Origin of the sequence: Dickeya oryzae (assembly GCF_009372235.1) — a bacterium.
Taxonomy (GTDB): Bacteria; Pseudomonadota; Gammaproteobacteria; order Enterobacterales; family Enterobacteriaceae; genus Dickeya; species Dickeya oryzae.
Map to the genome: position 1 here is coordinate 403,278 of NZ_ML762921.1, position 25,392 is coordinate 428,669.

Below are 25,392 nucleotides of genomic sequence, written 5' to 3' on the forward strand. Positions count from 1 at the left end.
CCTCGTTTCCCCTGAATCAGGCAGAGGGGATGATCAGCGTTTGCCCCAACTGCACCGTTCCGGAAGACATGTTGTTCGCCTGCTGAATAGCTTTCATACTGACGCCATAGTGTGCCGCGATATCACTCAGCGTATCGCCCCGCACCACCTTGTGCTTTATCACGGTTGCGGTTTTCTTCACACGTGGCGCAGATGAAGCCACAACAGGCTTGCTCGTCGCCGCAGACGCGGTTCTGGTCGCCGATGAGGCGCTGGACGGTATCTTCAGCCGTTGCCCTACCCAGACTACGTCTTTTTTCAGGCGGTTGATGTCCCGAATAGCGTCCATACTAACGCCATAATGTGCGGCGATCCCCGATAAGGTTTCTCCCGTCGCCACCGTATGGCGTACCGTTGCCCCGCTCGCTGTCTGAACAGGCTCAGCGGCTTGTGTTTTTTTCACCGTCTGCGTCTGCGGGGCGAGCGGACGGTTTTCCTGCTTTGGGACGTTTTGTAACGGATGAGTCTGGAAATAGCTACGCAACCCAAGGTAGATAGCGTTAGCGATTTTTTCCTGATACTCGTTGCTGCCTAGCAGCCGTTCCTCGCTCGGATTAGAAATAAACCCCGTTTCCACCAGTAATGATGGAATATCCGGTGAACGCAGGACACCCAGACTGGCATGCTCCGGTCGACGCTTATGCAAGTGACCGACCCGCTGCAATTCATGCAGTACTTTTACCGCCACATCGTAACCCACCCGCTGGGAATGCCCGAACTGCAAATCCAGCACCGCCTGGCTCAGGTAAGGGTCCGCAGCGCTGTTAGCCAGCAAATCACCCGCACCGCCTAATAACTCAGACTGCTTTTCATGCTGTTCCAGCCAGTTCGCCATTTCACTGTTGGCGCGCCGGTTAGACAACACCCAAACGGATGCACCGGTCGCGCCACGGTTGGGCGCGGCATCCGCGTGAATAGACACCAGCAGGTTAGCTCCTTGCTTACGCGCCACGTCAGAGCGTCCCATGACCGAAATAAAGTAGTCGCCATCGCGGGTTAACACCGGTTTGAACTCCGGGTCAGCACTCATAATGGCGCGTAACTTACGGGCTATCGAGATAGTGACGTTTTTCTCATGCAATCCGCCCGGCCCGGTCGCACCAGGGTCCTGACCACCGTGGCCTGCGTCAATCGCGACAATAATTTTCTCGCCATTTCCTACCCTTCCCGATACGCGAGTCGGGGTGGCCGCAACCGACGGGGACGGGGACATCAGCGGGTTGCGTCCAACAACTGGCGTTGAGGGTTGCGCCGACGGCGTTACCGTCTTGCGGGCCACCGTTTTACGTTCGCCAGTCAGCGTAAAGACAGCACCATTGCCCTCCTTCGCCGCCTTAATCTGTACCTTCTGGGTCAGGTCCAGCACCAGACGCAGACTTTTCGGGTCTTTGGCATTACTGGAACGAATACGCGCGATCAGATTTTGGCCGTTAAATGTCAGCGGCAACCCTTTCATCACCCCTGACTGACTAATATCGATAACCACCCGGTTCGGGTTATCCAGCGAGAAATACTCGTATACCGGCTGACCACTGAAACTCAGGGTCACGACTGCCTCGCTGGCGGCATTATTTACCCGAATATCAGTCAGGTTGCTTGCCCACAGCGGCCAGGATAGCATCAGCAATAGCCCTGACAGGGCCTTCATCAACCGCACCGTCATGGCGTTTCCTGCTCCGACTGCGCAGCCAGTATCGCCACAATTCGCTCACCCTCGGGAGTTCCCGCGTTGATCTTCGCCTGACGCCCCTCACCCTGATAGTCCAGCAGCAACTCAATATCCGCCTGCGGCAGAATACCCGCGCCTTGCTGTGGCCACTCAATCAGACAGAGTGCGTCCTGCGACAAATAATCACGGATACCCATGAACTCCAGTTCTTCCGGGTCGGCCAGTCGATAAAGGTCGAAGTGATATACCGGGCGCGGCAACAGCGCATAAGGCTCCACCAGCGTATAGGTCGGGCTTTTCACATTGCCCTGATGACCCAGCGCCTGCAGGAACCCACGACTCAGTGTGGTTTTTCCTACCCCCAGGTCACCCAGTAGATAAATAATGGTAGCGCGCTCGCAGGCTTTGGCTAACGCCGCCCCCAGCGCAATCGTGGCTGCCTCATCCGGCAAAGGTAACAAAAGCGTCTTCATTCTGTGTTTTCTAAGGATATCCGCTCAGGATTTACATACTGCGGCAATACCGCCATCAAATCGGTTGCCAACATCCCGCGTGTGCCCTGACGCTGCGCCAGCCAGTCTGCTGCCGCACCGTGGGCCACACAGCCCGCACAAGTTGCGTCGTACAACGACAGCCCTTGCGCCAGCATCGCCCCAATCATCCCCGCCAGCACATCGCCCATGCCACCGGTCGCCATGCCAGGATTCCCGACATCAGCGATCGCGACATCGCCCTGCTCACTGGCCAGCACCGTACCCGCACCTTTCAGCACCACCACGCCGCCATAACGTTTCACTAAACGTTGTGCGGCAAGTAAGCGGTCACTTTCGATATCGGCAATCCGGCAGTTCAACAGACGGGCCGCCTCGCCGGGGTGAGGCGTCAAAACGCGATTCTGACGTTTATGCGGACTGATTGCCAGCAGGTTGAGTGCATCAGCATCCCATAACATGGATTTGTTACAATTTTCCACGATTCGCAGTGCGTTTTTTCCCCACTCTCGCTGCCCTAACCCTGGTCCGATAACCACCACATCCGCCCACTCAATGCCGGCCTTGACCGAATCTGTCGTCAGTTCCTGCACCATCAATTCCGGACGGGCCACCAGCAAAGCAGCCAGATAGTTTTTGTGAGTAAGTACTCGCACCAGGCCTGCACCACTGCGTAGCGCAGCTTCTCCGGCCATAAAAACCGCACCACCGGTACCTTCATCGCCGCCGATAATCAATAAGCGGCCATGATCCCCTTTGTGCGCGCCCGGACGCCGCGGCTTTAGCCATTGCGTGAGCGAGTCTGCCGTCAAGCGCCTCACTGGCGCTGTCTGTTCAGCCAGCCAGTCGCCTAGCCCCAAATCATGGTGATGAAGTTGCCCGACGACATCTCTCGCCTGACCGGTTAGTAAGCCGGGTTTCAGCGCGATAAAGGTTACCGTATGCGCGGCATGAATCACCGCACCAGCATAAGCGCCGGTGTGTGCGTTCAACCCGGAAGGAATATCCAGCGCGATAATCGGTGCCGGATGGCGATTAGCCTGAACAATCAAGCCGTCATAGGGCGCACGGGGAGCTGACGCCAGACCGGTTCCCAACAGACCATCGACAATCAAATCCACATCATCAGGCCACGGTACCTCGCTATGCTGTTCGCTGCCACCGGCCTCATGCCACGCCTGACACGCCAGATGTGCCTCAGATGGTAGAGGCCGATCACCGCTTACCGCCACTACCGTTACCGTTATGCCTGCAGCACGTGCCAGCGTGGCCACCACATAGGCGTCGCCACCATTGTTGCCATGCCCGCACAGAATCAACCAGTGCCGGGCGGCAGGATAATGTTGTCGGGCGAGGTGAAAAGCCGCCGCCCCGGCACGTTGCATGAGTGTATACAATGAAACGCCGACTGACTGCGCCGCATGCGACTCCTCGCGGCGCACCCAGTCAGGTAAAAAAACAGTATGAGGCAGGTCGGGTAATGATCCGCCGGGCTGATACACGCGTTGGTTCTGATGCATGTCATCCCTCCGTCGGTAGCAGAATTGTGGGCCTCAACTTAGCAAGGTCTGCCGGGAAGCGCCATATGCAGGAAGACCGAAAACGATAACAACCGGCCTCAATTTCATTCAGCGCGACGCCCCTTCCAGCACATCGACAAACTGCTTTAATGCCTGAATATGCGTCTGCACGGTGTGTTCGTCACTGCTCATCCGTAACGTTTCACGGACATCATTTATCCAGGCGACTGACGAAGACATATCCGCCTGAGCAAAACGTGTCGTTACCGGCTCGCCGGCAATCGATTGGAACACGCGGTCCGCGTTGGTCTGATATTCACTGATCCAGTCAGGGTGCTGGGGGAATTGCTTGACGAAATCGAGGTACGGCGTGGACCAGTCGCCCCCACTTTCCAGTGCACTCATATAAGCCTGATAACGGTCAGGATCTTTTTCCTTCATGAGCGCGGAAACATCCACCTTATATTCATTCGTACCGGGAACCCGCTCAGGCAGGGTAAGGTAAGAAACTGAACCATCGTCACCCACCTGGCGTGTTTTCACCACGGAGGCCAGCAGATTGATACTTTCCATGAATGTGGCCTTCTTATCGCCGCTTAAATACTGCTCGGCAAAGTAGCTGGCCTGCGACAAACCCAGTTCCAGCGCCAGTTGTCGTTGCTCGTCGTTCGACTCAGCCCCATTCACTATCTTGTCGTCAATCAAACGATATATCGCCTGCGAAACCTGCTCCGGCTGATCAGCCAGCGCCGCGGACAATCCATTCTCAATCTGAGAAGAAAAATAGTACCGCGCGGGTGAGTCAACAACATCGCCCTGTGCCAGTTGCCGTCCCTCATCGCTGATGTAAACGTATTCAACAGACGCGTTTTCCGTGGGTGCCGCATACTGCAAGGTCGCTTCCTGTGGTTGAGCAGGATTAATACGCACATTCAAATTCTGATTCACCAGCCGGTAAGCCGAAAGCGTTAATGTCTCCACGTCGTTCCTCCCAGAGTCATAAGAATAATGGCTAGTTTGTTCAGGTTATCGACACATCATGCAAAAGTATTAATAAATATTTCCATTTATTACAATGGAGTCTCTGCTCACTACCAACGGCGTGAGGAGAATGTGATAAAATGGCTTCCCGGTTTTTTCCCCAATGGTTACGCATGACATACCCCTACGACCTCGACGAACTCGCACAGCGCATTAAACTCTGGGGGCAGGAGTTGGGTTTCCAGCATGTAGGGATTTGCGATACCGATTTGTCTGATGAAGAACCCCAACTTCAGGCGTGGCTCGATAAGCAATATCACGGCGAAATGGAATGGATGGCGCGTCATGGCATGATGCGAGCCCGTCCACATGAGCTGCTGCCCGGTACGTTACGTGTTATCAGCGTGCGTATGAATTACCTGCCAGCCAAAGCCGCGTTTGCCAGCACATTGAAAAATCCACACCTTGGATATGTCAGCCGTTACGCGCTGGGGCGTGATTATCATAAGTTATTGCGTCAACGGCTAAAAAAGCTGGGCGATCAGATTCAGGCACACTGCGGCGAATTACAGTTTCGTCCCTTTGTCGATTCAGCACCTATCATGGAACGACCGCTGGCTGCTAAAGCCGGGCTTGGTTGGGTTGGCAAGCACTCACTGATATTGAACCGGGAAGCAGGCTCGTGGTTCTTTCTGGGGGAGTTGCTGATTGACCTGCCTTTACCGGTAGATCAGCCGATTGAAGAACAATGTGGCAAATGCGTCGCGTGCATGACGACATGCCCGACGGGTGCGATTGTCGAGCCTTATACCGTTGATGCCCGGCGCTGCATTTCCTACCTGACGATTGAACTGGAAGGTGCTATTCCTGAAGACTTGCGACCTTTAATGGGAAATCGGATCTATGGTTGTGACGATTGTCAGTTGATTTGCCCCTGGAACCGCTTCTCGCAGCTTACCGATGAACCCGATTTCAGCCCACGCGCCGCGTTGCACGCACCGGAGTTACTGGAATTGTTTGGCTGGGATGAGGCTCGCTTCCTGCGAGTGACTGAAGGCTCAGCCATTCGACGCATCGGTCATGAACGTTGGCTACGCAATATCGCTGTCGCACTGGGCAACGCGCCTTATGAAGATAACATTGTGCTGGCGCTGCAAAACCGACTGGGAGAAAGTGCCTTGTTGGATGAACACATTCACTGGGCCATCAACCAACAGCTGATTCGGCGTGAGCAACACGCCCTTGACGTTCAGATGCCACAAAAGAGGCGGCTCGTTCGTGCGATAGAGAAAGGATTGCCACGCGATGCGTGATATTTCTCGTTGTAATGGTTGATGATACTGAACCTTTCGCCTGTGGATAATTTTAAAAAAGCGTTGTCAATCAAGCATCACAAAAAGTACAAGTGATCTGGATAGCGTTTTTTATCATAATTTTTTCTTTTTATTTCAATGAATTGAAATAATCTCTTTTCTATGATGCTTTTCTCGGGACGCGCATAAACCATTTCCAGACTGTGGATAAGTCTGTTCAGAAAAGTATGAATGTATGCAGAAAACGATATAAACAAGAAGAAACTGAGGAACAAAAACTGGAGCGGGAAACGAGACTCGAACTCGCGACCCCGACCTTGGCAAGGTCGTGCTCTACCAACTGAGCTATTCCCGCACACGCGACGCTTAAGTATTGACGTTTTTTCGATAAACGCAAACCAGCGTAGACATATTTCGTACTGCTTTATGACATCACAATTAACTTATTGATTTAATTGCGTTTTAAAAGCTGTATCGCAAAGAGGGCAGCATTATGAACCAATCCGCCGCATCTGACAAGAGGGGAAGAAATAATTTTATTACTCCCCTTTGAAACCAATAGGTTATCGTCAGTAAGGCTGCGAGAAATCCACTTCACCCGCCATCGACGCCCCCTGCCGAAAACGCTGCAGGTTAGCTAAAAACAACTGCCCCAACCGGGCAGGCACCAGTGGACCCGCAACATGCGTGGTGACCGTGAGATTCGGCGTCTGCCAAAACGGGTGTGTCTGTGGCAATGGTTCCTGCCTGAAGACATCCAACACGGCTCCGGCAATGCGTTGTTGACGCAGCGCCGCACACAAATCCGCATCCACTACCGCGGTGCCACGCCCTATATTGATGAATAATGCGGAAGACTTCATCGAGGCAAACACCCCGGAATGGTAGATATCAGTCGTCGCGGGTGTATCCGGCAGGATATTGATGACGTAATCGGCTAAACTCACCGCCTGTTCAAGCGAGGACAGCGAGTCCACGCGTTCAAACATCGGCATCTCGCGTGGTGAATGCGCAATACCCTGCAACACCACACCAAAGGGTTGCAGAAAAGTCGCGACTTCCCGACCGATATCCCCCGCGCCAACAATCAGCACCCGCCGTCCGAATAGTGACCCCGGCAAAATCTTCTTCCATTCGCCGTCGCGCTGGCTCTGATAGCGTTGCGACAAATGCAGCTCATGCTGTAGCAGATACGCGATGACATATTCGGCGATCGGCTGACCAAACACGCCGACAGCTCGGCTTAACCGATAATCACGCGGTAACCCCGCGGCCAGCAACGGCTTATAGCCCGCCCAGGTTGATTGCAGCCAGCGAGGTTTCACGCCCTGTGACAGCAGGCGGGCAGCTTTATCCGGCTCGCCGACCCAAATATCGCACGCCGCAGCCTGAGCTGGCTCGCCGGAACCGATAACCAGCGTCAGTTCAGACGCGCTACCATACAGAACGTCTCGCAGCTCATCTGCGCGGGAATCCAACAGCAAAATGGATGTCATCGTTGTCACCAGTGAACAATCATGATGTCGATGATATAGGAAATCGTAATCGCGCCATATAGCAGTGACTTATGGGTCGATGGGGCAAAACTGGAATATTGAGAAAACAGTGTACTGATTGAGATAGAAAAGAAATTTTGGAGCGGGAAACGAGACTCGAACTCGCGACCCCGACCTTGGCAAGGTCGTGCTCTACCAACTGAGCTATTCCCGCGTAGGAGGATTATTCAAAGCGCCTTGAAGCACCTAATTCTTTGTAATCTACTGATTATAAAGGCTTTAACACTTTAAGGCGTTTGGAATGGCGCTGATTATGGACCGGTTATCACGCGCTGGCAAGCCTTTTTTCACCCCCCTGCTTTGTTTGCTTATAATATCGCCAGCTGCACATTATGCCATCAGACAGACGCTCAAACCAACAGGGAACGATGAACAACGCGCATATATTACGTTAATGAAATAAATTGGTAGCTTTAGATATAAAATCTGATTGAGTGTGCTCTCTCATTCTGGCAAATTAAGCCGACACGGAATAAAAACGTCCACGGCTGGCACATCACACTAAAAATAATAATGCCAGTTTCAAATAGCGTTATACCCCAATATTCAGTCTGCAAAACCAGGTGCAATGTGTTTGTACCGGGCAACGGGAGCCGGATATCTGGCGGGTATATTACTCGACAACACCACAACCACTATTTCATTTTCATTCTTTTTACTCAGGCTTTTAAAAAGCCGTTTTAAAAAGCAGGTTGCTGGCTCATTTCTGGAGAGAACGCTTATGCCAGATATTAATATATTTTTATCTTCTTTGCTCGAACGGCAATTACATGACGCTGCCGAGCGTTCCTGTATCCGGGAAGCCACCATGAGCCGACAGCAGTTACATCAAAAAGCCCGTGCACTGCTCGATCAACTCACCGGCATCGAAGACAATGAGCGGGCACAGCAAGACCGACCAACGTTACCGGCAGGCGATATTCGTGAACGTCTGGCTCGTGCCCGTCAGGCTAGTGCCTTTGTCAATGGTACAGGAGCCAACCCGTTCAGCGGGCTGACTTACCATCAATTATCGTTGATTATCTACGATGACAGCGGCGAGTTTACGTTGAATGAACGCCGGGCGGCCTGGAGCGAAGCCTACACGCAGGATCAAGCCTGGCGTCAGCACATCGTCACGCAGGCCTGCCTCAACTATTGCCACCCACACTGGCAAATACAGTTTTTCACCGCTGTATTGAAAAATTACCGTTCATTGCCCGCGATTGAAAAAGCCCAATATCCGCGCCACTACGAACGGCAATTGCAATGTCACATTCTACCCAGTGGCGACAGAGCACACCCGTTGGATTTTTCAGCCTTGTTTGATTACCCCAGCCTATTGGAAATGTTGCTTGCCATCAGGCAGGGCGCAGCCAGACGCGAAATCTTCTCCCCCACAGAGAACCCTATCCCTTGATCCCGGTAGCCAGCGCACGTATCGACGTCAGACGTGCAGCCGGGTCGTTAACTGGCGTATGGATAATGAACTCGCTGACACCGAAACGCTGATGGTAATGCTGCAACTGGCGATGGACCTCCTGCGAGGTACCATACAAAATGTTCTGCGCCTGTTTTTCGATACGGAACTGTGTACTGCCAGCCTGTTGCACCAGCAGGTCAGCCTGCTCCTGAGTCAGCACGTTGAGCGGTGCACGGTCGTCAATATAGACCTTGTAGTTATACCGCTCGCCCGCCAGCATTTTCGCCTCATCATGACTTTCCGCTACGATAACCGACAGCGATAACAGTGCCTGTGCATGTTCGGGCTGGTACTCGCGCCAGGTGAGGAACGCCTCCGTCAGCAGGCTTTCACTAGGCTGAATGAACCCGGCAAAGACAAAATTCCAGCCCAGCGAGGCCGCCAGACGCGCACTTGCCGGACTGGCTCCCAGCAAAAAACGTGATGGCGACGCCGGTGGCAGCGGTGTGGCGAACAACCCGGCGTTCGATTGTGCCGACGCTGGCTCCAGCAATGTATGCAGTTGCCGCAGTTTATCGTCAAATGTCACCTGGCGGGCCGGGTCAATCTCCTGTTGCAGCGCACGAGTAGCAAGCGGGAATCCGCCCGGTGCCTTACCAACGCCCAGGTCAACGCGCTCTGGTGCCAGCGATGACAGCACATGGAAATTCTCTGCCACTTTATAAGGGCTGTAATGCTGTAACATCACCCCGCCAGAACCAATGCGGATGTGGCGAGTATGCGCCAGCAACCAGGCAATCAGCACTTCCGGCGATGAGCCTGCCAGCGAATCAGAATTGTGGTGTTCTGATACCCAGAAGCGAGAGTACCCCAATGTATCGGCGAGGCTGGCCAACGCTGTCGTCTGTGCCAATGCGTCAGCAGCGGTCATCCCTTGTGCAATCGGACTTTGATCTAATAAACCAATACGATAGCTCATGTATTTCCTTTTTCTGATCTGGCCTGAATTTTCTGCATATTTTCATAGCCAGAAAAAATTCATAAATAACAAAACAGCGTTTAAATAGTACAAATTCTCACTATCAGTAAATGAGAATCACAATAATCAGCGTAATGAACTATCTATTTTTACAGGCATGCTATTTTTACAGGGGTACTATTTCCACATGGCTACTTTTTCACCATGGAACTCTTCGAAAGGCATGCTTATTTTTCCGTGGCACTTATTTCATTTCCTGAATAAATAAATCACAAAACCCCCTGAGATATTTTTTTGCTTTGGCATAGTCAATTTTGTTGTTTTACATCCCGAATCCTCTCATCAATAGTATTTTCCAGACGTTCCTGACCCTCTATTCCCCCTTCATAACGCGTTTTCCTGTGTTTCATCCCAGCCAGGAAGCGGGGGGCTTTTAACCAACATTTACCGTAGGGAGCATGCCAATGAGTAAAAAAACGACTTCTGAACACCCTTCAAGCCCTGCACAACGTCAGTTGAGACTGGGGGTCATATTGCAAGGCGCAGCCGGCAATATGTCAGCCTGGCGACACAACAACGTGGTACCGGATGCCAGCATCAATTTTGGTTTCGTGCTGGACACGGTGAAAAAAGCCGAGCTAGGGAAATTCGACTTCGCTTTTGTGGCGGATGGTTTATATATCAACGAAAAATCTATCCCTCACTTTCTTAACCGCTTTGAACCGCTGACACTGCTCTCAGCGCTGGCTGCCTCCACCCGTCACATCGGTTTAGTCGGTACGTTGTCCACCTCTTACAGCGAGCCGTTTACCACCGCTCGGCAGTTCGCCAGCCTCGATCACCTGAGCAACGGCCGTGCGGGCTGGAACGTCGTGACTTCGCCACTGGAAGGGTCAGCGAAGAATTTTTCCCGCGCCTCACACCCGGAACACGCCCTGCGCTACCGCATTGCCGATGAATTTTTGCAGGTGGTGAAAGGGTTATGGGATTCCTGGGAAGACGATGCGTTTATCCGCGACAAAGCCAGCGGCCGCTTCTTCGACCCGGAAAAACTGCATACGCTGAACCATCAGGGCGAATTTTTCTCGGTCGCCGGGCCACTGAATATCGGACGCACACCACAGGGTCGTCCGATTATCTTCCAGGCCGGTGCGTCAGATGACGGCAAGAAACTGGCTGCCAGTCACGCCGATGCCATTTTCACCCACCAGCACACACTGAAGGAGGCGCAGGCGTTTTACCGCGACGTCAAGCAACAGTTGGTGGAACAAGGGCGACACGAAAACCAGTTGCACATCTTTCAGGGTGTTAGCGTGCTGGTGGGCGATAGCGCGGAAGATGTGGAACGCCAATATCAAACCACCGCCGCACTGGTCACCATCGAAGACGCGCTCAATTACCTCGGCCGTTACTTTGAACACTACGACTTCTCTCAACATCCGTTGGATGCCCCTTTCCCGGATATCGGCACGCTCGGCCAGAACAGTTTTCGCAGCACCACTGACGAAATCAAACGCAATGCCCGCGAACGCGGATTAACCCTGCGTCAGGTGGCGTTGGAAGCCACGACGCCCCGCCCGCTATTCAGCGGTACGCCGCAACAGGTGGCAGATGGGTTGCAGTCATGGTTCGAACAGTATGCCGCCGACGGTTTTATCATCCAGAGTGCCACACCGGACAACTTCACCCGATTTGTCGATCAGGTGGTGCCATTGCTGCAACAGCGCGGCTTATTCCGCCAGGAGTACCCCGGCTACACGCTGCGGGAAAGCCTGGCGCTGGCGTTTCCTGCTAACCGTTACACCGCTGCTCGTCACCTCACCGAGGAAACGACACCATGAATGCACGCGACTACGCCACACTGCTGCTGACCACACTACTGCTCAGCGCGGGTGGGCATGCCGAATCAGTGAGCGTCGTTCGGATCGACCTGAAAGCCAACCAATTACCGGTACATGCACCCGCTAACCCACAAGCGATCGCTGCAATCCCTGCCGGGTTTAGCTTTGCCGAACCCGGCACACTCACCGTGGCGATCGCCAGTCACAGCTCGCCCCCGCTGGCACTGCTGGCGGATGACAATAAAACCCCCATCGGCAGCGACCCGGACATCGCCCGTTTACTTGCCGACGCACTGGGGTTAAAGCTCAAGCTGGTACCGACCGCCTGGGAAGACTGGCCGCTAGGCATCGCTTCCGGTCGCTATGACGCCGCCATCCTCAATATCGCGGTCACCAAAGCACGTAAGGAGAAATTCGATTTCGCCACTTATCGGGTCGATACGCTGGGTTTTTACGTCAAATCCACCAGCCGTATTCAGGCAATTCGGGGAGCGGCAGATGTCGCAGGACTCAAGGTGATCGTCGGTTCTGGCACCAATCAGGAAAACATCCTGCTGGGCTGGGATCGCCAGAATCGTGCTCAGGGCTTAGCGCCGGTACAGCCGATTTACGTTACCGACGACGCGGCGGCCAACCTGAGCATCCAGTCCGGCCGGGTGGATGTCTTTTTCGGCCCGCACTCCATCGGGGCGTATAAGGCGGCACTGACAGGACAGACAAAGATGGTGGGTATTGGCCCTACCGTGGCACCGGTTGCCGTGACCACCCGCAAGGGTAACGGACTGGCACAACCGATTAGCACTGCGCTCAATGGCGTCATCGCTGGCGGGCAATACGCGCAGGTGCTGGATCGTTGGGGTGAGAATGACGAAAAAGTCACACGCTCCGACGTCAATCCACGCGGATTGGACGAATAACTCAACTCGTCCTCCCCGCTGATAAATTTATCTTCAAGGAATACGCTATGCAGACTCTCGCCGTTCGTCCATTTTATCACCTGGCCACGATGCTATTTGGCGGCTGGTTATTGCTCGGCAGCGCACAAGCTGCTGGCATTGACCTCAACGCTAATCAACAGCCGATCCACGCGCCCAAAAACCCGCAGGCCATCGCGCAGCTCCCGGCGGGATTCCGGTTTGTCGAACCAGGAAAGCTGACCGTCGCCGTTGCGGCATTAGGCTCCTCGCCGCCGCTGGCCTTTCTGGCTGACGACAACAAAAGCCTCATCGGCAGCGAACCGGACATCGCCCGGCTGGTAGCCGACAGCCTCGGGCTGGAATTGAATCTGGTATCAACCTCATGGGAAGACTGGCCGCTGGGCGTATCCTCCGGTAAGTACGATGTCGCCATCACCAACGTAACCGTCACCAAAGCGCGTAAAGAACGTTTTGACTTTGCCACCTACCGTGCCGATACACTGGGCTTCTACGTGAAATCCAGCAGCAAGATAACCGCTATCCACAATGCCAAAGATATTGCCGGGCTGCGGATTATCGTCGGTTCCGGCACCAATCAGGAAGCCATCCTGCTTGACTGGGACAAGCAAAACCGTGCAGTCGGCTTGCCGCCATTTCAGCCGGTCTATGTTACCGATGCGGCCGCGGCAAACCTGAGTATTCAGTCTGGTCGCGCCGACGCCACATTCGGCCCGAATGTCACCGGTGCCTATAAAGCAGCGTTGAATGGGCAGACTCGCCTGGTGGGAACCGTCAACGGCGGTTGGCCTCAGGTGGCACATATCGCGGTCACCACCCGCAAAGGTAACGGACTGGTGGTCGCACTCAATACCGCACTCAATGGCGTGATTCAGGGCGGCGAATACGACCAGGTACTGAACCGCTGGGGAGAAGGTGTGGAGCGAATCAACCGCTCAGAGATCAACCCGCGGGGTCTGGGCGACACGCCGCTGTAATCCAGTTGCACAGGGAGAACGCTATGTCTGAGGAACATTTCATTGTCACCTACCCGGAAGACGAACGCATTGCGCCGGTGCTGGACGGTTTATTTGCCGAATACCGTCAGCGTTATGGCGACTACTTCGCTCATCAGGATCCGGAACCACAGGGGCTCTACCTACCGCCGGACGGTATTTTTATCGTGTTGATGCGCGATGAGCGCCCCATCGCCACTGGCGCGTTCAAACGCTACGACGCCACCACCGCCGAGCTTAAACGCATCTGGACTGACAGAACCCTGCGACGTCAGGGGCTCGCCAAACGAGTACTGCTCGAGCTGGAGCGCCATGCCCGTCGGCTGGGCTATCGGGATCTGTTTCTGACAACCGGTTTTCGCCAGCCGGAAGCCGTAGGGTTATACCTGAGCGAAGGTTATCAACCACAGTTCGATACTCAACTCGACCCGGAATATTACAGCCTGCCGCCGCACGATGGTCGGTTGCCGTTTCGTAAACCGCTGTATGGGCCATTGTCTGAACGGGTGGCTCAACAGGAACGGGCTATCGGGTAATAAGGACACACTGATGACACACTCAATCCCCCCCGCACTGCATCCAACGGATGCCCCGGCGACAACCTTACGCGTGGTACCGGCGCGTTACCCACTACGTATCGCTGGCACCGTGTTTTCGCTATTTATTTTCGCCGGTATTGCCGAGTCGGTGGCACTCAACAGCCGCTGGGAATGGTCCGTGTTCGCCAGCTATTTTTTTAATCCCGTCATTCTGGAAGGGCTAGGGCGTACCCTGTTGCTGACGCTACTTGGCACCTTGTTCAGCGTGATCGTCGGTACCGGGCTGGCGTTGGCACGGCTGTCATCATCCAGCTTACTCAGTACGCTGTCCTGGCTGTATATCTGGTTATTTCGATCACTGCCGCTGATTCTGGTGCTGATAATCCTCTACAACTTTTCGTACCTGTACGACACACTGGCATTGGGTATCCCTTTCACGGCAGTGGAGTTTTTCCGCTACCCGACCATTGATGTACTCAGCCCCTTCTCTGTCGCCGTACTGGGACTCACACTGGTGCAATCGGCCTACACCGCCGAAATTATCCGTGGCGGTATCCTTGGTGTTGACGCCGGGCAATTCGAAGCCGCCGCCGCGCTCGGCTTACCGGGTTATCGCCGTACCTGGCGAATTATTCTGCCGCAGGCGTTGCGTTCCATTCTGCCTACCGGCTTCAACGAAATCATTAGCCTGGCCAAGGGCACCTCGGTGGTGTACGTGCTGGCACTGCCGGAACTGTTTTACACCGTGCAGGTGATTTACAACCGCACTCAGCAAGTCATTCCACTGCTGATGGTCGCGACCGTCTGGTATCTGGTGATCACCAGCGTACTGTCAGTACTGCAATACTTTGTAGAGCGCTACGTCGCCCGCGGGGCAGTACGGGAAATACCGACACATCCGTTACGACGTCTTTTCCGGCACCTGACCGCACTGATATTCAGAGGGAAATACCATGTCTGAAGCTATTGATCTTTATTCAATCCCACATACCGTATCAGGCACCGTAGCTGAAAAAGGTCGGATCGATATTCAGGGGGTAGGCAAATGGTTCGGTGCGCATCGGGCACTGGATAATATTAACCTGACGCTGCCGCCCGGATCAGTGACGGTGATAATCGGGCCGTCAGGCTCCGGCAAATCTACGCTACTGCGAACCATCAACCACCTGGAGCGGGTGGACGAGGGCACCATCCGTATCGACGGCGACTACATAGGCTATCGCCGTGAAGGTGACACACTGTACGAGCTAAAAGAACGGGAGATTCTGCGCCAGCGCATCGGCGTTGGCTATGTATTCCAGAACTTCAACCTGTTTCCACACCTGACAGTGCTGGAGAACATTATTGAAGCGCCACGAGTGCACCGGCTATACCACCGCGCCCAGGCACAGAGCGTGGCACTGGCGCTGCTGGACCGGGTCGGGTTACGCCACAAAGCGAATGCTTATCCGCGCCACCTGTCCGGCGGGCAGCAACAACGTATCGCTATTGCCCGTGCGTTGGCGCTCAACCCTAAGGTGATGTTGTTTGATGAACCCACCTCGGCGTTAGACCCGGAACTGGTGGGCGAAGTACTGGATGTCATCAAGGATCTGGCACGATCGGGCGTCACTATGGTGATCGTTACCCATGAGATTGGCTTTGCGCGCGAAGTGGCAGATCGGGTGGTGTTCATGGTGGATGGCAGAATCGTGGAAAGCGGCGATGCGTATCAGGTACTGAATCATCCTGCCCATCCACGCACCGCCAGTTTTTTGAATAAGGTGCTCTAAGCGATGTTTTCATTCCCCGACACCGTGCGGGGAATGAAAGTGTTACTTCAATCGTTCACGCAGTTCAGTTGACGCCTGCAACAGCGCGGCGCGAGTGGCCGGTACATTGCTTAACGCATTGAGCAGACCGAAGTCGTGGATCATGCCGTTGTAGCGCGTGACGGTGACATCTACCCCAGCCTCATCCAGCTTACGACCATAGGCTTCGCCTTCATCACGTAGTACATCCAGCTCAGCGGTTTGAATCAACGCCGGTGGTAACCCTTTCAACTGTTCACGGGTGGCCCGCAAAGGAGAAGCCAAAATATCCCGACGTTGCGCACTGTCCGTGGTGTAAGCATCCCAGAACCATCTCATCATGTTGCGGCTCAGGAAATACCCCTTCTGAAACTGCTGGTAAGAGGCAGTATTAAAATCGGCATCAGTCACTGGCCAGAACATCACCTGATAGCGAATGTGCGGCGTCCCCGCCTGTTTAGCCTGCTGCGCTACCGCTGCCACCATGTTGCCGCCCACGCTGTTACCCGCCAGTGCCAGCCGTGAACCATCTACGCCGATCTCGTTACCGTGTTCCGCTACCCAACGGGTCGCCGCATACGCCTGGTGAATCGCCACTGGATAATGCGCTTCCGGCGACGGCGAATAATTGACAAAGACTGCCGCCGCACCGGACTGTACGACCAGATCGCGCACGAAGCGTTCGTGCGTTGGATAATCTCCCAAAATCCAGCCACCGCCATGGAAGAACATGAACACCGGCAAAACCCCGGTGCTACCAGCCGGCTTAACGATGGTCAACGGGATGTTCTGCCCATCAACGGTAATGGTTTTCTGGGTGACGTCAGCCGCAGGCAGGCTCGCCCCCGCTTGTGCAGCAACCAGCACGTTGCGCGCATCTGCTGGTGACAGCTGTTCGAGCGGCTTCCCCCCACCCGCATTCAGTTTATCCAGAAACGCCTGCACATGACGTTCAGCATACGGTGCCTTGTTGTCCACCGCTGCGGCATTCCCCGCTACAGCAACCAGTAAGGCTGCGACAAGACTTTTTCTCATGATGGATTACCCTGGTGTTAAGTGAAAACATTTACTTTCTAATGAGTTATTTTTTTCTTATTTCTATCTGACTCAGATAACTGTCAGTTTCACATCAATGTTGCCACGCGTTGCGTTGGAGTACGGGCAGACGATGTGTGCTTTCTGTACCAGGTCTGCCGCTACCGCACGGTCTACACCCGGCAGGGTGATTTTCAGTTCAACTTCAATGCCAAAGCCGTTCGGGATGGCACCGATGCCCACGCTGCCATTAATGGTCGTCCCCGCAGGAATCGAGACCTTGTCACGTGCGCCGACGAACTTCAGTGCCCCCAGGAAACAGGCAGAGTAACCCGCAGCAAACAGCTGTTCCGGGTTGGTCCCTTCACCACCTGCACCGCCCAGCTCACGCGGCGTGGTCAATTTGACATCCAACTGCTGGTCAGAAGAAACCGCACGACCATCACGACCGCCGGTCGCTTGCGCATGTGCAACGTAGAGAACTTTTTCAATAGACATCATGTGACTCCTTTGAGTGGATTATATTCGCGATTTAAATCGCCAGATATTAAATCGTACACTATTTAATTGGTGGTAAAAAAACGCGTCCAATCAGCACGCGTTACATCATATCGACTCATCAAATATGTCTGATGAGGCTGGCTCGCAGCGTTTCCAAATCATGCTTGATAGCACGCAACTGCTCGATATTGCATTCTGACGCGCAGAACACACCTTCTGGTACGGCCTTCGCTTTGGTCTGCAATGCACGCCCGTCGTCGGTGAGCTCAATCAGCACCTGACGTTCGTCTTGCGTGCCACGACGGCGCGTCACCAACCCTGCGGTTTGCAGACGCTTAAGCAGCGGCGTCAGCGTGGCAGAATCCAGAAACAGACGCTCACCCAGTTCAGAAACCGTTACCCCATCGCGTTCCCATAACACCAGCATCACCAGATACTGTGGGTACGTGAGGTTAAGCTCGGTCAGCAAACGACGATATAACTTGTTCATCGCCAGATTCGCCGAGTAGAGCGCGAAACAGAGTTGGCCGTCCAGCCGGAAGGCGTCATCACTCAGCATCGGTTTGGTATCGCTATCGTTTCTGTTCATGGCTGCTACTCTATATCGCTCAAAATTAAATAGCAAGCGATTTAGATTAAACATTGACGAGAGTGAAAAAGAAAAAGTTAACCTATTGATATAACAAACAACAAAATCCACTCAGGAACTGGAGCAGCCACTGCCCAAGGCCACCTTCTACCTGATCCAACGTAAAGACACCATGCTCTCGCCGATGGGCGCCCAACTCGCCAAACGCTTTCGGCTGTATTGCCAGTAATGCGGATGGATGGGTGGATGGCTGAGTCCGCCCGCCTCCGGATGCCAACAGGGACAGCCTCTGGCCGAATACGACTCACTGCGATAAAAAAAGCGCGGTAACCTGCTGGTTACCGCGCCTGTCAACGCGAGTTATTGACTTGCGTACCCCTGAGACATCAGGGTCAGAATGAGGTCCAATCGTCGTTGGTTTTTTCCTGCCGTGAAGCGGAGTTCGGGTTCGCCAGTGCCGTCATCTTCCCTGTGGGCCTTTGTTCCCGACGTGCCGTCGATGCATCCGCCACACCGGGTAGTTTGAACACCGCGACAATTTCGTTCAGGTGGTGAGCCTGCTCCTCCAGTGACGAAGATGTCGCCGAAGACTGTTCAACCAACGCCGCATTCTGCTGTGTTACGCTATCCATTTGCGTGATGGCGGTACCCACCTGGGAAATCCCTTTGCTCTGCTCGCTGGAGGCTGACGCGATTTCACCCATGATATCCGTCACGTTGGTAACTGACCTCAGAATATCGTCCATCGACTTGCTAGCCAGCGACACCTGCTCGTAACCGTTTTTGACATTATCGACCGACTCGTCAATCAGGGTTTTGATTTCTTTCGCCGCCTGCGCACTGCGCTGCGCCAGATTTCTGACCTCACTCGCCACCACCGCGAATCCCCGCCCGGCTTCACCGGCACGCGCCGCTTCCACCGCCGCGTTCAGCGCCAGAATATTGGTCTGGAAGGCAATACCGTCGATCACATTGATAATATCGGCGATTTTCTGCGAGCTATGGGTAATACTTTGCATACTGTGACTGACCGACTGCACCACCTCGCCACCATTATTGGCAGCGGTTGACGCCTCTCTGGCAAGCAGACTGGCCTGTTGGGCGTTATCGGCGTTCTGTTTCACCACGGCGCTCAGTTGCTCCATACTGGCGGCGGTTTCACTCAGCGCCGCCGCCTGTTCTTCAGTCCGTGAGGACAGGTCGCTGTTACCGGCGGCGATTTCGCTGCTGCCATGATAAATTTCGCTGGCGCTACGGCGAATATCTGCCACCGTTTTTATCCAGTTCTGCTGCATGGTATTAACGAACGGAATGAGTTGCCCCACCTCGTTACGTCCCATGTCATCAATCGTGGTATCGAGTTGCCCATTCGACAAGATTTGCAAATGCGCTTTCACTTGCTCCAGCGGGCGCCCCATCTGAATGGCAAGATAGCGATCGGTAAATACCACCACGCCTAACCCAATAATCATGGCGGCGATCAGCGCCACTTTGCTCCAGTACACCCAGGCAGCAATGCGCGCCTGCGCTTCGGTTTTCAGATTGTTAATAATCTGGTTGTAGTGGCTGATAGCTGTGGTGAATTTCATCCGCAACGGGTTGTATTTCTCCGTAACGAGTTTCATATAGGCATCATGATTACCTTGTCTGGCGGCATCCAACATCGGCACAACCGCTTCGCTAAACAGCTGATAGGAACTATTGTAAATATCATCAATAGAGGTGCTGCTGATATTGGCATGATCCGTTACCTTGAACTGCGCCAGGCCATTTTTCAGGAATTCCACATCTGCGACAGCATCATTCAGTAAACTTCGCCCACGATCGCTGCTATTTCCTGCCGCTATCGCTTCATCCATCGATAATTTAACTTTGTAGTAACGATCACTGGCACCATTGATAATATCACCATTCGTTTGCTGTACATTCGTCAGGCTAATCTCATCCGTCAGACTATTTAACGAATAGAGGGAGAATATGCCCACCCCGCCCCACAACAAAGTAAATATGGCCAGAATGGCCAGCATCATAATTTTAATCCTGATGTTACGAATTAGACTCATTTAATACCTCTAAAATAAAAATGTATTTTACTTTCTCTTATGGACTTTCATTCGATATAAACCCGTTTAACTAACATACTTTTTCCATAACCTTCATACTGCAGGCTATAGATGTACTGGCTGCATGACATCGTTTTTTAAGCACTGGCCCTGGAAGTACTTTGGCAATTCCCCACCATCCCTGAAACAACAAGCTCCATCAAAAAAAATATTAATTTTAATGACATAACCACACCCATCAACATGATGATTGATGAAATAAGTAGACGACTCACCTAAAATCAAACACCCACCGGGGATACGATAAGAATAATATAATAGCATATACCGTTTATCGACTTAACATTCTTTTTCTTTACACCACATCATTAAAATAAATTAAAAAAATAAAATCAGGCAGACAGGCAATGGAAATATGACTTGAGATTATCACACTCTGGTTATTATGGAATTAAAGTACATTACAATCATTTTGTTGAATAATTCATGATGCGAAAAAACAGGCCGTGGATTGATTAAAGATCAAAACACAGAGCGTATTTTTTGTGAGGAAAATGACATTTTATCGGGATCATTCTCCCGTTACTTGCTCGGTTTTGTGATGAAAGATGATACGTTCTGTCAACCATTGCCACGTTTATTAACGCGATAAAATGACTTTTCCCCGGATTAGACCGCGCAAAGACATAAGAGAAAGGAAAGAATGGATGACAGGGGCAACATCGTTTTTTCACATCATTATGCCTGAGCAGCCATGCGATGGCATGTTACCCATTTGTTGATGAAACCGCGCCCCGAATACCGACAATATTACATAAACATTACTTACGGCACATCACTCCACCGCGTTTATTGATATCATCCCTGAAACGCAACACGCATACCAACAAGGAGAAATGATCGATAAAGGAGATCGATGCGAAAATCGCACCACGACAGACAACGGGTTGAGTTATCAGCTTGCTGGGTGTGAATCATTACGAGACTCAGCCTGACCTACATCAACAACCATTCGCGGTAAAACTATTAGTCTGTTCCCATAATCGGGCCGGTGTACCGTCTGATGATAAACACAGCATATACCCTCAATATTCGGGTTTCAGGGCAACAACCTGCAACGTGAAGTATGACGGGTATACTCGTTGCCTTACTGATATTGGCTGATGCCTGCAAGAGCGGAGGCATCAATAGCGGCAGGTAGGGAAAATCAACACTTCAAAGGAGATGGGGATGTTAGAAAAAATCAAAATAAGAAATGGGCTTTACTGCGTACTCGCTGTATTCGCACTATTGCTACTGTCTATTTGTACTTTTAGCTTGTATTCCTCCATACAAAGCAACAAGTCTATCCGAAACGTCAACGGGATTGAGGGCGAGCAGCTCGTTCCCCTTTATTCGGCCTATTCAGAAATGCTCAATGCCAGACTGGCCGGTTTCAACATCGCGCTGGCGATTGGAGACAAAAAAGATGACGCGACGATTCAGACCGGTCTGGAGCGACTGAACGGTTACATCACCTCCGCCAACAGCACCATGGCGGAACTGCGTCGTATCCCGGCACAAACACCGCAAGGCCAGGCGCTTCGCAATGATCTTGATGACACCTTCAATGACTATATGAACAACGCCGTCGCCCCCATGCTTACGGTACTGCGGGAACGAAATCTCGAGAGCTTCTATTCCAAACTGGCCCCCAGTGCACTGGAAAAAGGTGCCGTGTTCCGTAAAAAGCTGGAGCAATTTGTGACGTTAGCCAAAGGAGTTGGTAACGAGGAGATCACGCAGGCGGATAACTTCTATCAACGCACATTAACCATCCTTATCGCTACGCTAATAGTCGCGCTGATATTAAGTCTGATCACCCTGAAGTTCATCCGTGACGTGGTGTTGCACCCGATGCAGAAGGTCAGAACCTATTTCGGCATGATGGAACACGGTGTACTGACACTGGATATTCCGCCACAGCACAATACCGAGATGGGTAGCCTGATGCTGTCACTGAAAGACATGCAGCAGGCATTTCGCAAAATCGTGTTGGACGTCAGAGAGTCGGCCAGTTCTGTCGCCGCGGGTGCCGAGCAGATTTCTGCCGCCAACCGGGATTTCGCCGCCCGAACCGAAGCGCAGGCATCCTCCGTTGAGCAAACGGCTGCCAGCATGGAACAAATCACCGCGTCCGTGCAGGAAAATACCGCCAACACCAGTAAAGCCATGGCGCTGACCAATTCTGTCGCAGCACTGGCAGAAAAGAACGCCAGCAACTTTAGCCAGATGATCGAACGGATTCAGTATATTTCCGATAGCTCGAACAAAATCAACGATATCATCAGCATCATGGACGGCATCGCTTTCCAGACCAACATTCTGGCGCTGAACGCGGCGGTGGAAGCCGCCCGTGCTGGTGAAGCAGGTAAAGGTTTTGCGGTGGTCGCCTCAGAAGTGCGCAGTCTGGCACAACGCAGCGCCGGTTCGGCACGAGAAATCAAAGAGTTGATCGAAAAAACCGCGGATGAGATCGCTCAGGGAGAAAAAGTGGCGTCGCTCTCCACACAGGATATGGCACGACTGATGGATGAGATTAAACGTGTCAACGAATTTATGTCGGATATCTCTATCGCTTCGTCAGAGCAGGCTAAAGGTATCGAACAGGTTAACGCCGCTATCACGCAGCTTGAGCAAGCCTCCCAGCAAAATGCGGCGCTGGTTGAAGAATCCGCCTCCGCCAGCTCTTCGCTACACGAACAGGCCAGACATCTGGACGACACCATGACCTTTTTCAATCTGGACGATAACAGTCCGATGGCGCTCGCCGCGCCACGTTAAGGCGTGCTGATCCCCCTTCAACGCAACGCCTTTCCACAGCCCGCCACCGACGGCGGGCTGATTTTCCGCCACACGAGTCGACCGGAAACGGATGCTCACCGCAATCAGCACGCTTGTTACACCCGACCAGCGATCTTTTACATCCCGCAGCAATACGATGAAGGTTCCCGCAACCCTATGCGACACCGCCCCGCGTTATTGACGCTAGACGGGCTGACCTGTCTTCGGAGGTATTATGATGCTATCTCACCCCGTTCTCGCCGTTTTGCTGTCAACGCGCACGTGGTTCTCCTGCCTGTGTTTATCCGGTGTGTTGCTGCTGGCTGGATGTTCCCACACTACAACGGAACCCGGCACGACAACGGAGCCTGACACCACATCATCGCCCTATCGTTCAGTGCCGTATGGCAAGTGCGATAAGGTCGGGACTTATCACCTGTATTTCAACCGATTCGACGAAACCGCGCAGCAGCTTGCCCATACCACCGGCTGCGTTGTGATTACCGACACCAGCAAAACCGGCGCAATTCAGCCTCATCCGGTGGTCGGCACCCTGACTATCCGTCAGGCGGTGCAGATGGCGATTACGGGGACAACGCTTCGGATAACACATCAGGATGGGCATAGCATCACGGTAGAGTGAGCAAAAGCCAAAGAGCACGGTCAGGGGTTGAGCATAGCAACCGTCAGCATTCAGGAGGCTGATCTATCTGGTGTCTGGTGCCTGCATCACAGGCACCAGCGTTATCATCAGACCATCAGCATGATGCTTGCATAGGATGGATTAGAATGACTGTAATGCGCTTATCTTACCCTGCTGCCAGTTAGTCTCAGACTGGCGTAACGCCTGACTGATATCCGCCAGCCGGTCGGATGGCAGCGTTTTTGGCAGCAAATCCAGCCCAACGGTTGAGAGGATTTGGCCATAGCTGTTACGCAACTCCGCATAAGCCAGATCCTGACGCAAGTTGGCGTTCAGGGCATTGAGTTCCCCCTGAATCAGTTGCAGTTCGCCGATACTGTTCGCCTTGTAACGGTTTCTGAGCTGCTCGGCAATCTGACCATCGAGATCACGCAGTTCAACACTGGTTTTATACTGACGCACCGCTTCATTGAAGTTGGCCCGGGCGATGTACAACTGCGCCATGATAGCCAGCGACATGGCCTGACGCTGCACTTCCGACACGCTTTCATTCGCCTGTGCCGTTTTATACGCCGCAGGCCCTGACAGCAGATTAAACAGGTTCCAGGTCACCTTCACGCCCACATCCGCCCAGCTTTGGTTCACCATAAAAGAGTTGCTGTCGTAGTGACCACCGGCGCTCACCTCCAGCCCCGGCAGCATACGCAGCAACGACTTGCGGGTTTCCGCGGCGTGAATGCGCACCTGATAATCCTGCTCTTTCAGTTCCGGGCGGCTCAGCAGCGCCGTCTGCTCCAGGGTAGTGAAATCGACATTCAGTTGCGGCACCGGCATCTCACGATTATCCGGCAGTGCCAGCGTATATGGGGTATCCAGCGGCAGGTTCATCAATGTCGCCAGTTCGGTCTTCGCCAATGACAACGCCCGGCGTTGCTCTTCCAGTTGGCGCACAGCATCAATTAACGCGCGGCGATAACTGAGCGCTTCAACCGGGTCGCCCACTTGCTGCGTACTCATGTGTTCGCTGGCTTCGCGCGCCTGATTCACCCTATCGATCAGGCTATCAATGCGGCCCAGCAGCCGCTCAGCCGCTACCGCACGCCAGTATGCGGAACGCACATCCTGAATGATGGTGTGGACGACCTTGCGTTTGCGTTCATCAGCAATCCAGCGTTGGTCAGCTCTCTGTTTGGCGTTGACATAACTGACACCGAAATCCAGCACGTTCCAGACCATCGTCAGGTCAGCGACATCACGGTTTTGGTCAAGCGAGGTGGAAGGCTCCAGTGATTGCCGCCCGGTTTGAATACTACGACTACTGGATGCACTGGTGTTGCTGCGCCCGACATACCCTGCCGACATCGCCATCTGCGGCAACATGTCATAGCGGGCCAGCTCCAGTTGCTGTTGCGATAACGCCTGCTCCATCACTTTCAGCCGGGCTTCCAGGTTATATTTAAGCGCTCTGGCCATCGCATCGTACAGTGTGATCGGTGCCGTCACCGGCTCCTGTTTACTGAACATCGCGACCTTATCCTGCCGAATACGCTGCTCACTTTGTTCCTTAGAAATGGGCTGACTGGTAACGGCACAGCCGCTCATTGCTACCACGATGAGGCTAAGACTGAAAAGTTTCCGACCCTTGACCACGATTCCACTCCTGACCCTTGTTGTTATTGTCATAAACA

At 53.3% G+C, this 25,392-nt stretch carries 21 protein-coding genes, 2 tRNA genes and 1 pseudogene; 11 read left to right on the top strand and 13 right to left on the bottom strand.

The window, feature by feature from the left end:
- Window positions 1-16 precede the first annotated feature (16 nt).
- The 4 genes from amiB to FAZ14_RS06965 form a co-directional block, all read right to left on the bottom strand.
- Window positions 17-1,702 carry an N-acetylmuramoyl-L-alanine amidase AmiB gene (gene amiB / locus FAZ14_RS06950; protein WP_153508274.1) on the bottom strand — a complete coding sequence of 562 codons (1,686 nt, stop codon included), beginning with the start codon at window positions 1,700-1,702 and terminating at the stop codon, window positions 17-19.
- Complete coding sequence (gene tsaE / locus FAZ14_RS06955) at window positions 1,699-2,181, bottom strand: tRNA (adenosine(37)-N6)-threonylcarbamoyltransferase complex ATPase subunit type 1 TsaE (protein WP_153508275.1); 483 nt, start codon at window positions 2,179-2,181, stop codon at window positions 1,699-1,701. The genes amiB and tsaE overlap by 4 nt, the downstream gene beginning before the upstream one ends.
- Entirely contained in the window at window positions 2,178-3,719 is a 1,542-nt protein-coding gene (gene nnr, locus FAZ14_RS06960; protein WP_038924962.1) for a bifunctional ADP-dependent NAD(P)H-hydrate dehydratase/NAD(P)H-hydrate epimerase, read from the bottom strand. The genes tsaE and nnr overlap by 4 nt, the downstream gene beginning before the upstream one ends.
- 108 nt (window positions 3,720-3,827) lie before the next feature.
- Window positions 3,828-4,700, bottom strand: a complete 873-nt coding sequence (locus tag FAZ14_RS06965) for a hypothetical protein (protein WP_153508276.1) — start codon at window positions 4,698-4,700, stop codon at window positions 3,828-3,830.
- A 173-nt stretch (window positions 4,701-4,873) separates the two neighbouring features.
- On the opposite strand from FAZ14_RS06965, the gene queG reads away from it, so the two are divergent.
- The gene (gene queG / locus FAZ14_RS06970) at window positions 4,874-6,013 is read left to right on the top strand and encodes a tRNA epoxyqueuosine(34) reductase QueG (protein ID WP_029456268.1); all 1,140 of its coding nucleotides are present in this window, start codon (window positions 4,874-4,876) and stop codon (window positions 6,011-6,013) included.
- Between the two features lie 279 nt (window positions 6,014-6,292).
- On the opposite strand, the gene FAZ14_RS06975 is transcribed toward queG, so the two are convergent.
- From FAZ14_RS06975 to FAZ14_RS06985, 3 genes are all read right to left on the bottom strand, one after another.
- A tRNA-Gly gene (locus tag FAZ14_RS06975) sits at window positions 6,293-6,368 on the bottom strand.
- 214 nt (window positions 6,369-6,582) lie between these two features.
- Window positions 6,583-7,509: a D-2-hydroxyacid dehydrogenase gene (locus tag FAZ14_RS06980; protein WP_153508277.1), complete on the bottom strand. Its 927-nt coding sequence runs from the start codon at window positions 7,507-7,509 to the stop codon at window positions 6,583-6,585.
- A gap of 138 nt (window positions 7,510-7,647) precedes the next feature.
- Window positions 7,648-7,723, bottom strand: a tRNA-Gly gene (locus FAZ14_RS06985).
- Between the two features lie 567 nt (window positions 7,724-8,290).
- Here FAZ14_RS06985 and FAZ14_RS06990 point away from each other — a divergent pair.
- A complete protein-coding gene (locus FAZ14_RS06990; protein WP_016940713.1) occupies window positions 8,291-8,968 on the top strand; it encodes a hypothetical protein in 678 nt (225 codons plus the stop codon).
- Here the strand turns inward: FAZ14_RS06990 and FAZ14_RS06995 are convergent.
- Window positions 8,958-9,950, bottom strand: a complete 993-nt coding sequence (locus FAZ14_RS06995; protein ID WP_153508278.1) for an LLM class flavin-dependent oxidoreductase — start codon at window positions 9,948-9,950, stop codon at window positions 8,958-8,960. The genes FAZ14_RS06990 and FAZ14_RS06995 overlap by 11 nt on opposite strands.
- 464 nt (window positions 9,951-10,414) lie before the next feature.
- Between FAZ14_RS06995 and FAZ14_RS07000 the strand changes: the two genes are divergently transcribed.
- The 6 genes from FAZ14_RS07000 to FAZ14_RS07025 are packed head-to-tail and all read left to right on the top strand — an operon-like array spanning window position 10,415 to window position 16,032.
- Complete coding sequence (locus FAZ14_RS07000; RefSeq protein WP_153508279.1) at window positions 10,415-11,791, top strand: LLM class flavin-dependent oxidoreductase; 1,377 nt, start codon at window positions 10,415-10,417, stop codon at window positions 11,789-11,791.
- A complete protein-coding gene (locus tag FAZ14_RS07005; protein WP_153508280.1) occupies window positions 11,788-12,708 on the top strand; it encodes a transporter substrate-binding domain-containing protein in 921 nt (306 codons plus the stop codon). The genes FAZ14_RS07000 and FAZ14_RS07005 overlap by 4 nt, the downstream gene beginning before the upstream one ends.
- Before the next feature lie 47 nt (window positions 12,709-12,755).
- Window positions 12,756-13,703: an ABC transporter substrate-binding protein gene (locus FAZ14_RS07010; protein ID WP_153508281.1), complete on the top strand. Its 948-nt coding sequence runs from the start codon at window positions 12,756-12,758 to the stop codon at window positions 13,701-13,703.
- 23 nt (window positions 13,704-13,726) lie between these two features.
- Window positions 13,727-14,257, top strand: a complete 531-nt coding sequence (locus FAZ14_RS07015) for a GNAT family N-acetyltransferase (RefSeq protein WP_023640835.1) — start codon at window positions 13,727-13,729, stop codon at window positions 14,255-14,257.
- A 13-nt stretch (window positions 14,258-14,270) separates the two neighbouring features.
- Window positions 14,271-15,221 (top strand): amino acid ABC transporter permease, encoded by a 951-nt coding sequence (locus tag FAZ14_RS07020; RefSeq protein WP_153508282.1) that lies wholly within the window; start codon window positions 14,271-14,273, stop codon window positions 15,219-15,221.
- On the top strand, window positions 15,214-16,032 hold the full coding sequence (locus tag FAZ14_RS07025; RefSeq protein ID WP_023640837.1) for an amino acid ABC transporter ATP-binding protein: 819 nt from the start codon (window positions 15,214-15,216) through the stop codon (window positions 16,030-16,032). The genes FAZ14_RS07020 and FAZ14_RS07025 overlap by 8 nt, the downstream gene beginning before the upstream one ends.
- Before the next feature lie 42 nt (window positions 16,033-16,074).
- On the opposite strand, the gene FAZ14_RS07030 is transcribed toward FAZ14_RS07025, so the two are convergent.
- The 3 genes from FAZ14_RS07030 to FAZ14_RS07040 form a co-directional block, all read right to left on the bottom strand.
- Window positions 16,075-17,085 carry an alpha/beta hydrolase gene (locus FAZ14_RS07030; RefSeq protein WP_153508283.1) on the bottom strand — a complete coding sequence of 337 codons (1,011 nt, stop codon included), beginning with the start codon at window positions 17,083-17,085 and terminating at the stop codon, window positions 16,075-16,077.
- Window positions 17,086-17,157: 72 nt separating this feature from the next.
- A complete protein-coding gene (locus FAZ14_RS07035) occupies window positions 17,158-17,583 on the bottom strand; it encodes an organic hydroperoxide resistance protein (protein WP_153508296.1) in 426 nt (141 codons plus the stop codon).
- 121 nt (window positions 17,584-17,704) lie between these two features.
- Window positions 17,705-18,175 carry a MarR family winged helix-turn-helix transcriptional regulator gene (locus FAZ14_RS07040; RefSeq protein ID WP_016940723.1) on the bottom strand — a complete coding sequence of 157 codons (471 nt, stop codon included), beginning with the start codon at window positions 18,173-18,175 and terminating at the stop codon, window positions 17,705-17,707.
- A gap of 115 nt (window positions 18,176-18,290) precedes the next feature.
- On the opposite strand from FAZ14_RS07040, the pseudogene FAZ14_RS20265 reads away from it, so the two are divergent.
- Window positions 18,291-18,404, top strand: a pseudogene (locus tag FAZ14_RS20265) (LysR family transcriptional regulator); the annotation flags it as partial.
- Between the two features lie 163 nt (window positions 18,405-18,567).
- Here FAZ14_RS20265 and FAZ14_RS07045 read toward each other — a convergent pair.
- Window positions 18,568-20,238: a methyl-accepting chemotaxis protein gene (locus tag FAZ14_RS07045; RefSeq protein WP_016940724.1), complete on the bottom strand. Its 1,671-nt coding sequence runs from the start codon at window positions 20,236-20,238 to the stop codon at window positions 18,568-18,570.
- A gap of 1,230 nt (window positions 20,239-21,468) precedes the next feature.
- On the opposite strand from FAZ14_RS07045, the gene FAZ14_RS07050 reads away from it, so the two are divergent.
- Both FAZ14_RS07050 and FAZ14_RS07055 read left to right on the top strand, forming a co-directional pair.
- The gene (locus tag FAZ14_RS07050; RefSeq protein ID WP_153508284.1) at window positions 21,469-23,061 is read left to right on the top strand and encodes a methyl-accepting chemotaxis protein; all 1,593 of its coding nucleotides are present in this window, start codon (window positions 21,469-21,471) and stop codon (window positions 23,059-23,061) included.
- A 235-nt stretch (window positions 23,062-23,296) separates the two neighbouring features.
- Window positions 23,297-23,704: a hypothetical protein gene (locus FAZ14_RS07055; protein WP_080578334.1), complete on the top strand. Its 408-nt coding sequence runs from the start codon at window positions 23,297-23,299 to the stop codon at window positions 23,702-23,704.
- Window positions 23,705-23,845: 141 nt separating this feature from the next.
- Here FAZ14_RS07055 and FAZ14_RS07060 read toward each other — a convergent pair whose 3' ends face one another.
- Complete coding sequence (locus tag FAZ14_RS07060) at window positions 23,846-25,354, bottom strand: TolC family protein (RefSeq protein ID WP_016940728.1); 1,509 nt, start codon at window positions 25,352-25,354, stop codon at window positions 23,846-23,848.
- Window positions 25,355-25,392: the final 38 nt, after the last annotated feature.

Excerpts from the sequence above, each read along its gene's own strand:
- amiB (WP_153508274.1), bottom strand. The coding sequence starts at position 1,702 with ATGACGGTGCGGTTGATGAAGGCCCTGTCAGGGCTATTGCTGATGCTA.
- FAZ14_RS07005 (WP_153508280.1), top strand. The coding sequence starts at position 11,788 with ATGAATGCACGCGACTACGCCACACTGCTGCTGACCACACTACTGCTC.
- FAZ14_RS07040 (WP_016940723.1), bottom strand. The coding sequence starts at position 18,175 with ATGAACAGAAACGATAGCGATACCAAACCGATGCTGAGTGATGACGCC.
- FAZ14_RS07010 (WP_153508281.1), top strand. The coding sequence starts at position 12,756 with ATGCAGACTCTCGCCGTTCGTCCATTTTATCACCTGGCCACGATGCTA.
- tsaE (WP_153508275.1), bottom strand. The coding sequence starts at position 2,181 with ATGAAGACGCTTTTGTTACCTTTGCCGGATGAGGCAGCCACGATTGCG.
- queG (WP_029456268.1), top strand. The coding sequence starts at position 4,874 with ATGACATACCCCTACGACCTCGACGAACTCGCACAGCGCATTAAACTC.
- FAZ14_RS06980 (WP_153508277.1), bottom strand. The coding sequence starts at position 7,509 with ATGACATCCATTTTGCTGTTGGATTCCCGCGCAGATGAGCTGCGAGAC.
- FAZ14_RS07035 (WP_153508296.1), bottom strand. The coding sequence starts at position 17,583 with ATGTCTATTGAAAAAGTTCTCTACGTTGCACATGCGCAAGCGACCGGC.
- FAZ14_RS07015 (WP_023640835.1), top strand. The coding sequence starts at position 13,727 with ATGTCTGAGGAACATTTCATTGTCACCTACCCGGAAGACGAACGCATT.
- FAZ14_RS07045 (WP_016940724.1), bottom strand. The coding sequence starts at position 20,238 with ATGAGTCTAATTCGTAACATCAGGATTAAAATTATGATGCTGGCCATT.
- FAZ14_RS07055 (WP_080578334.1), top strand. The coding sequence starts at position 23,297 with ATGATGCTATCTCACCCCGTTCTCGCCGTTTTGCTGTCAACGCGCACG.
- FAZ14_RS06990 (WP_016940713.1), top strand. The coding sequence starts at position 8,291 with ATGCCAGATATTAATATATTTTTATCTTCTTTGCTCGAACGGCAATTA.
- nnr (WP_038924962.1), bottom strand. The coding sequence starts at position 3,719 with ATGCATCAGAACCAACGCGTGTATCAGCCCGGCGGATCATTACCCGAC.
- FAZ14_RS07030 (WP_153508283.1), bottom strand. The coding sequence starts at position 17,085 with ATGAGAAAAAGTCTTGTCGCAGCCTTACTGGTTGCTGTAGCGGGGAAT.
- FAZ14_RS06995 (WP_153508278.1), bottom strand. The coding sequence starts at position 9,950 with ATGAGCTATCGTATTGGTTTATTAGATCAAAGTCCGATTGCACAAGGG.
- FAZ14_RS07025 (WP_023640837.1), top strand. The coding sequence starts at position 15,214 with ATGTCTGAAGCTATTGATCTTTATTCAATCCCACATACCGTATCAGGC.
- FAZ14_RS07050 (WP_153508284.1), top strand. The coding sequence starts at position 21,469 with ATGTTAGAAAAAATCAAAATAAGAAATGGGCTTTACTGCGTACTCGCT.
- FAZ14_RS07020 (WP_153508282.1), top strand. The coding sequence starts at position 14,271 with ATGACACACTCAATCCCCCCCGCACTGCATCCAACGGATGCCCCGGCG.
- FAZ14_RS07000 (WP_153508279.1), top strand. The coding sequence starts at position 10,415 with ATGAGTAAAAAAACGACTTCTGAACACCCTTCAAGCCCTGCACAACGT.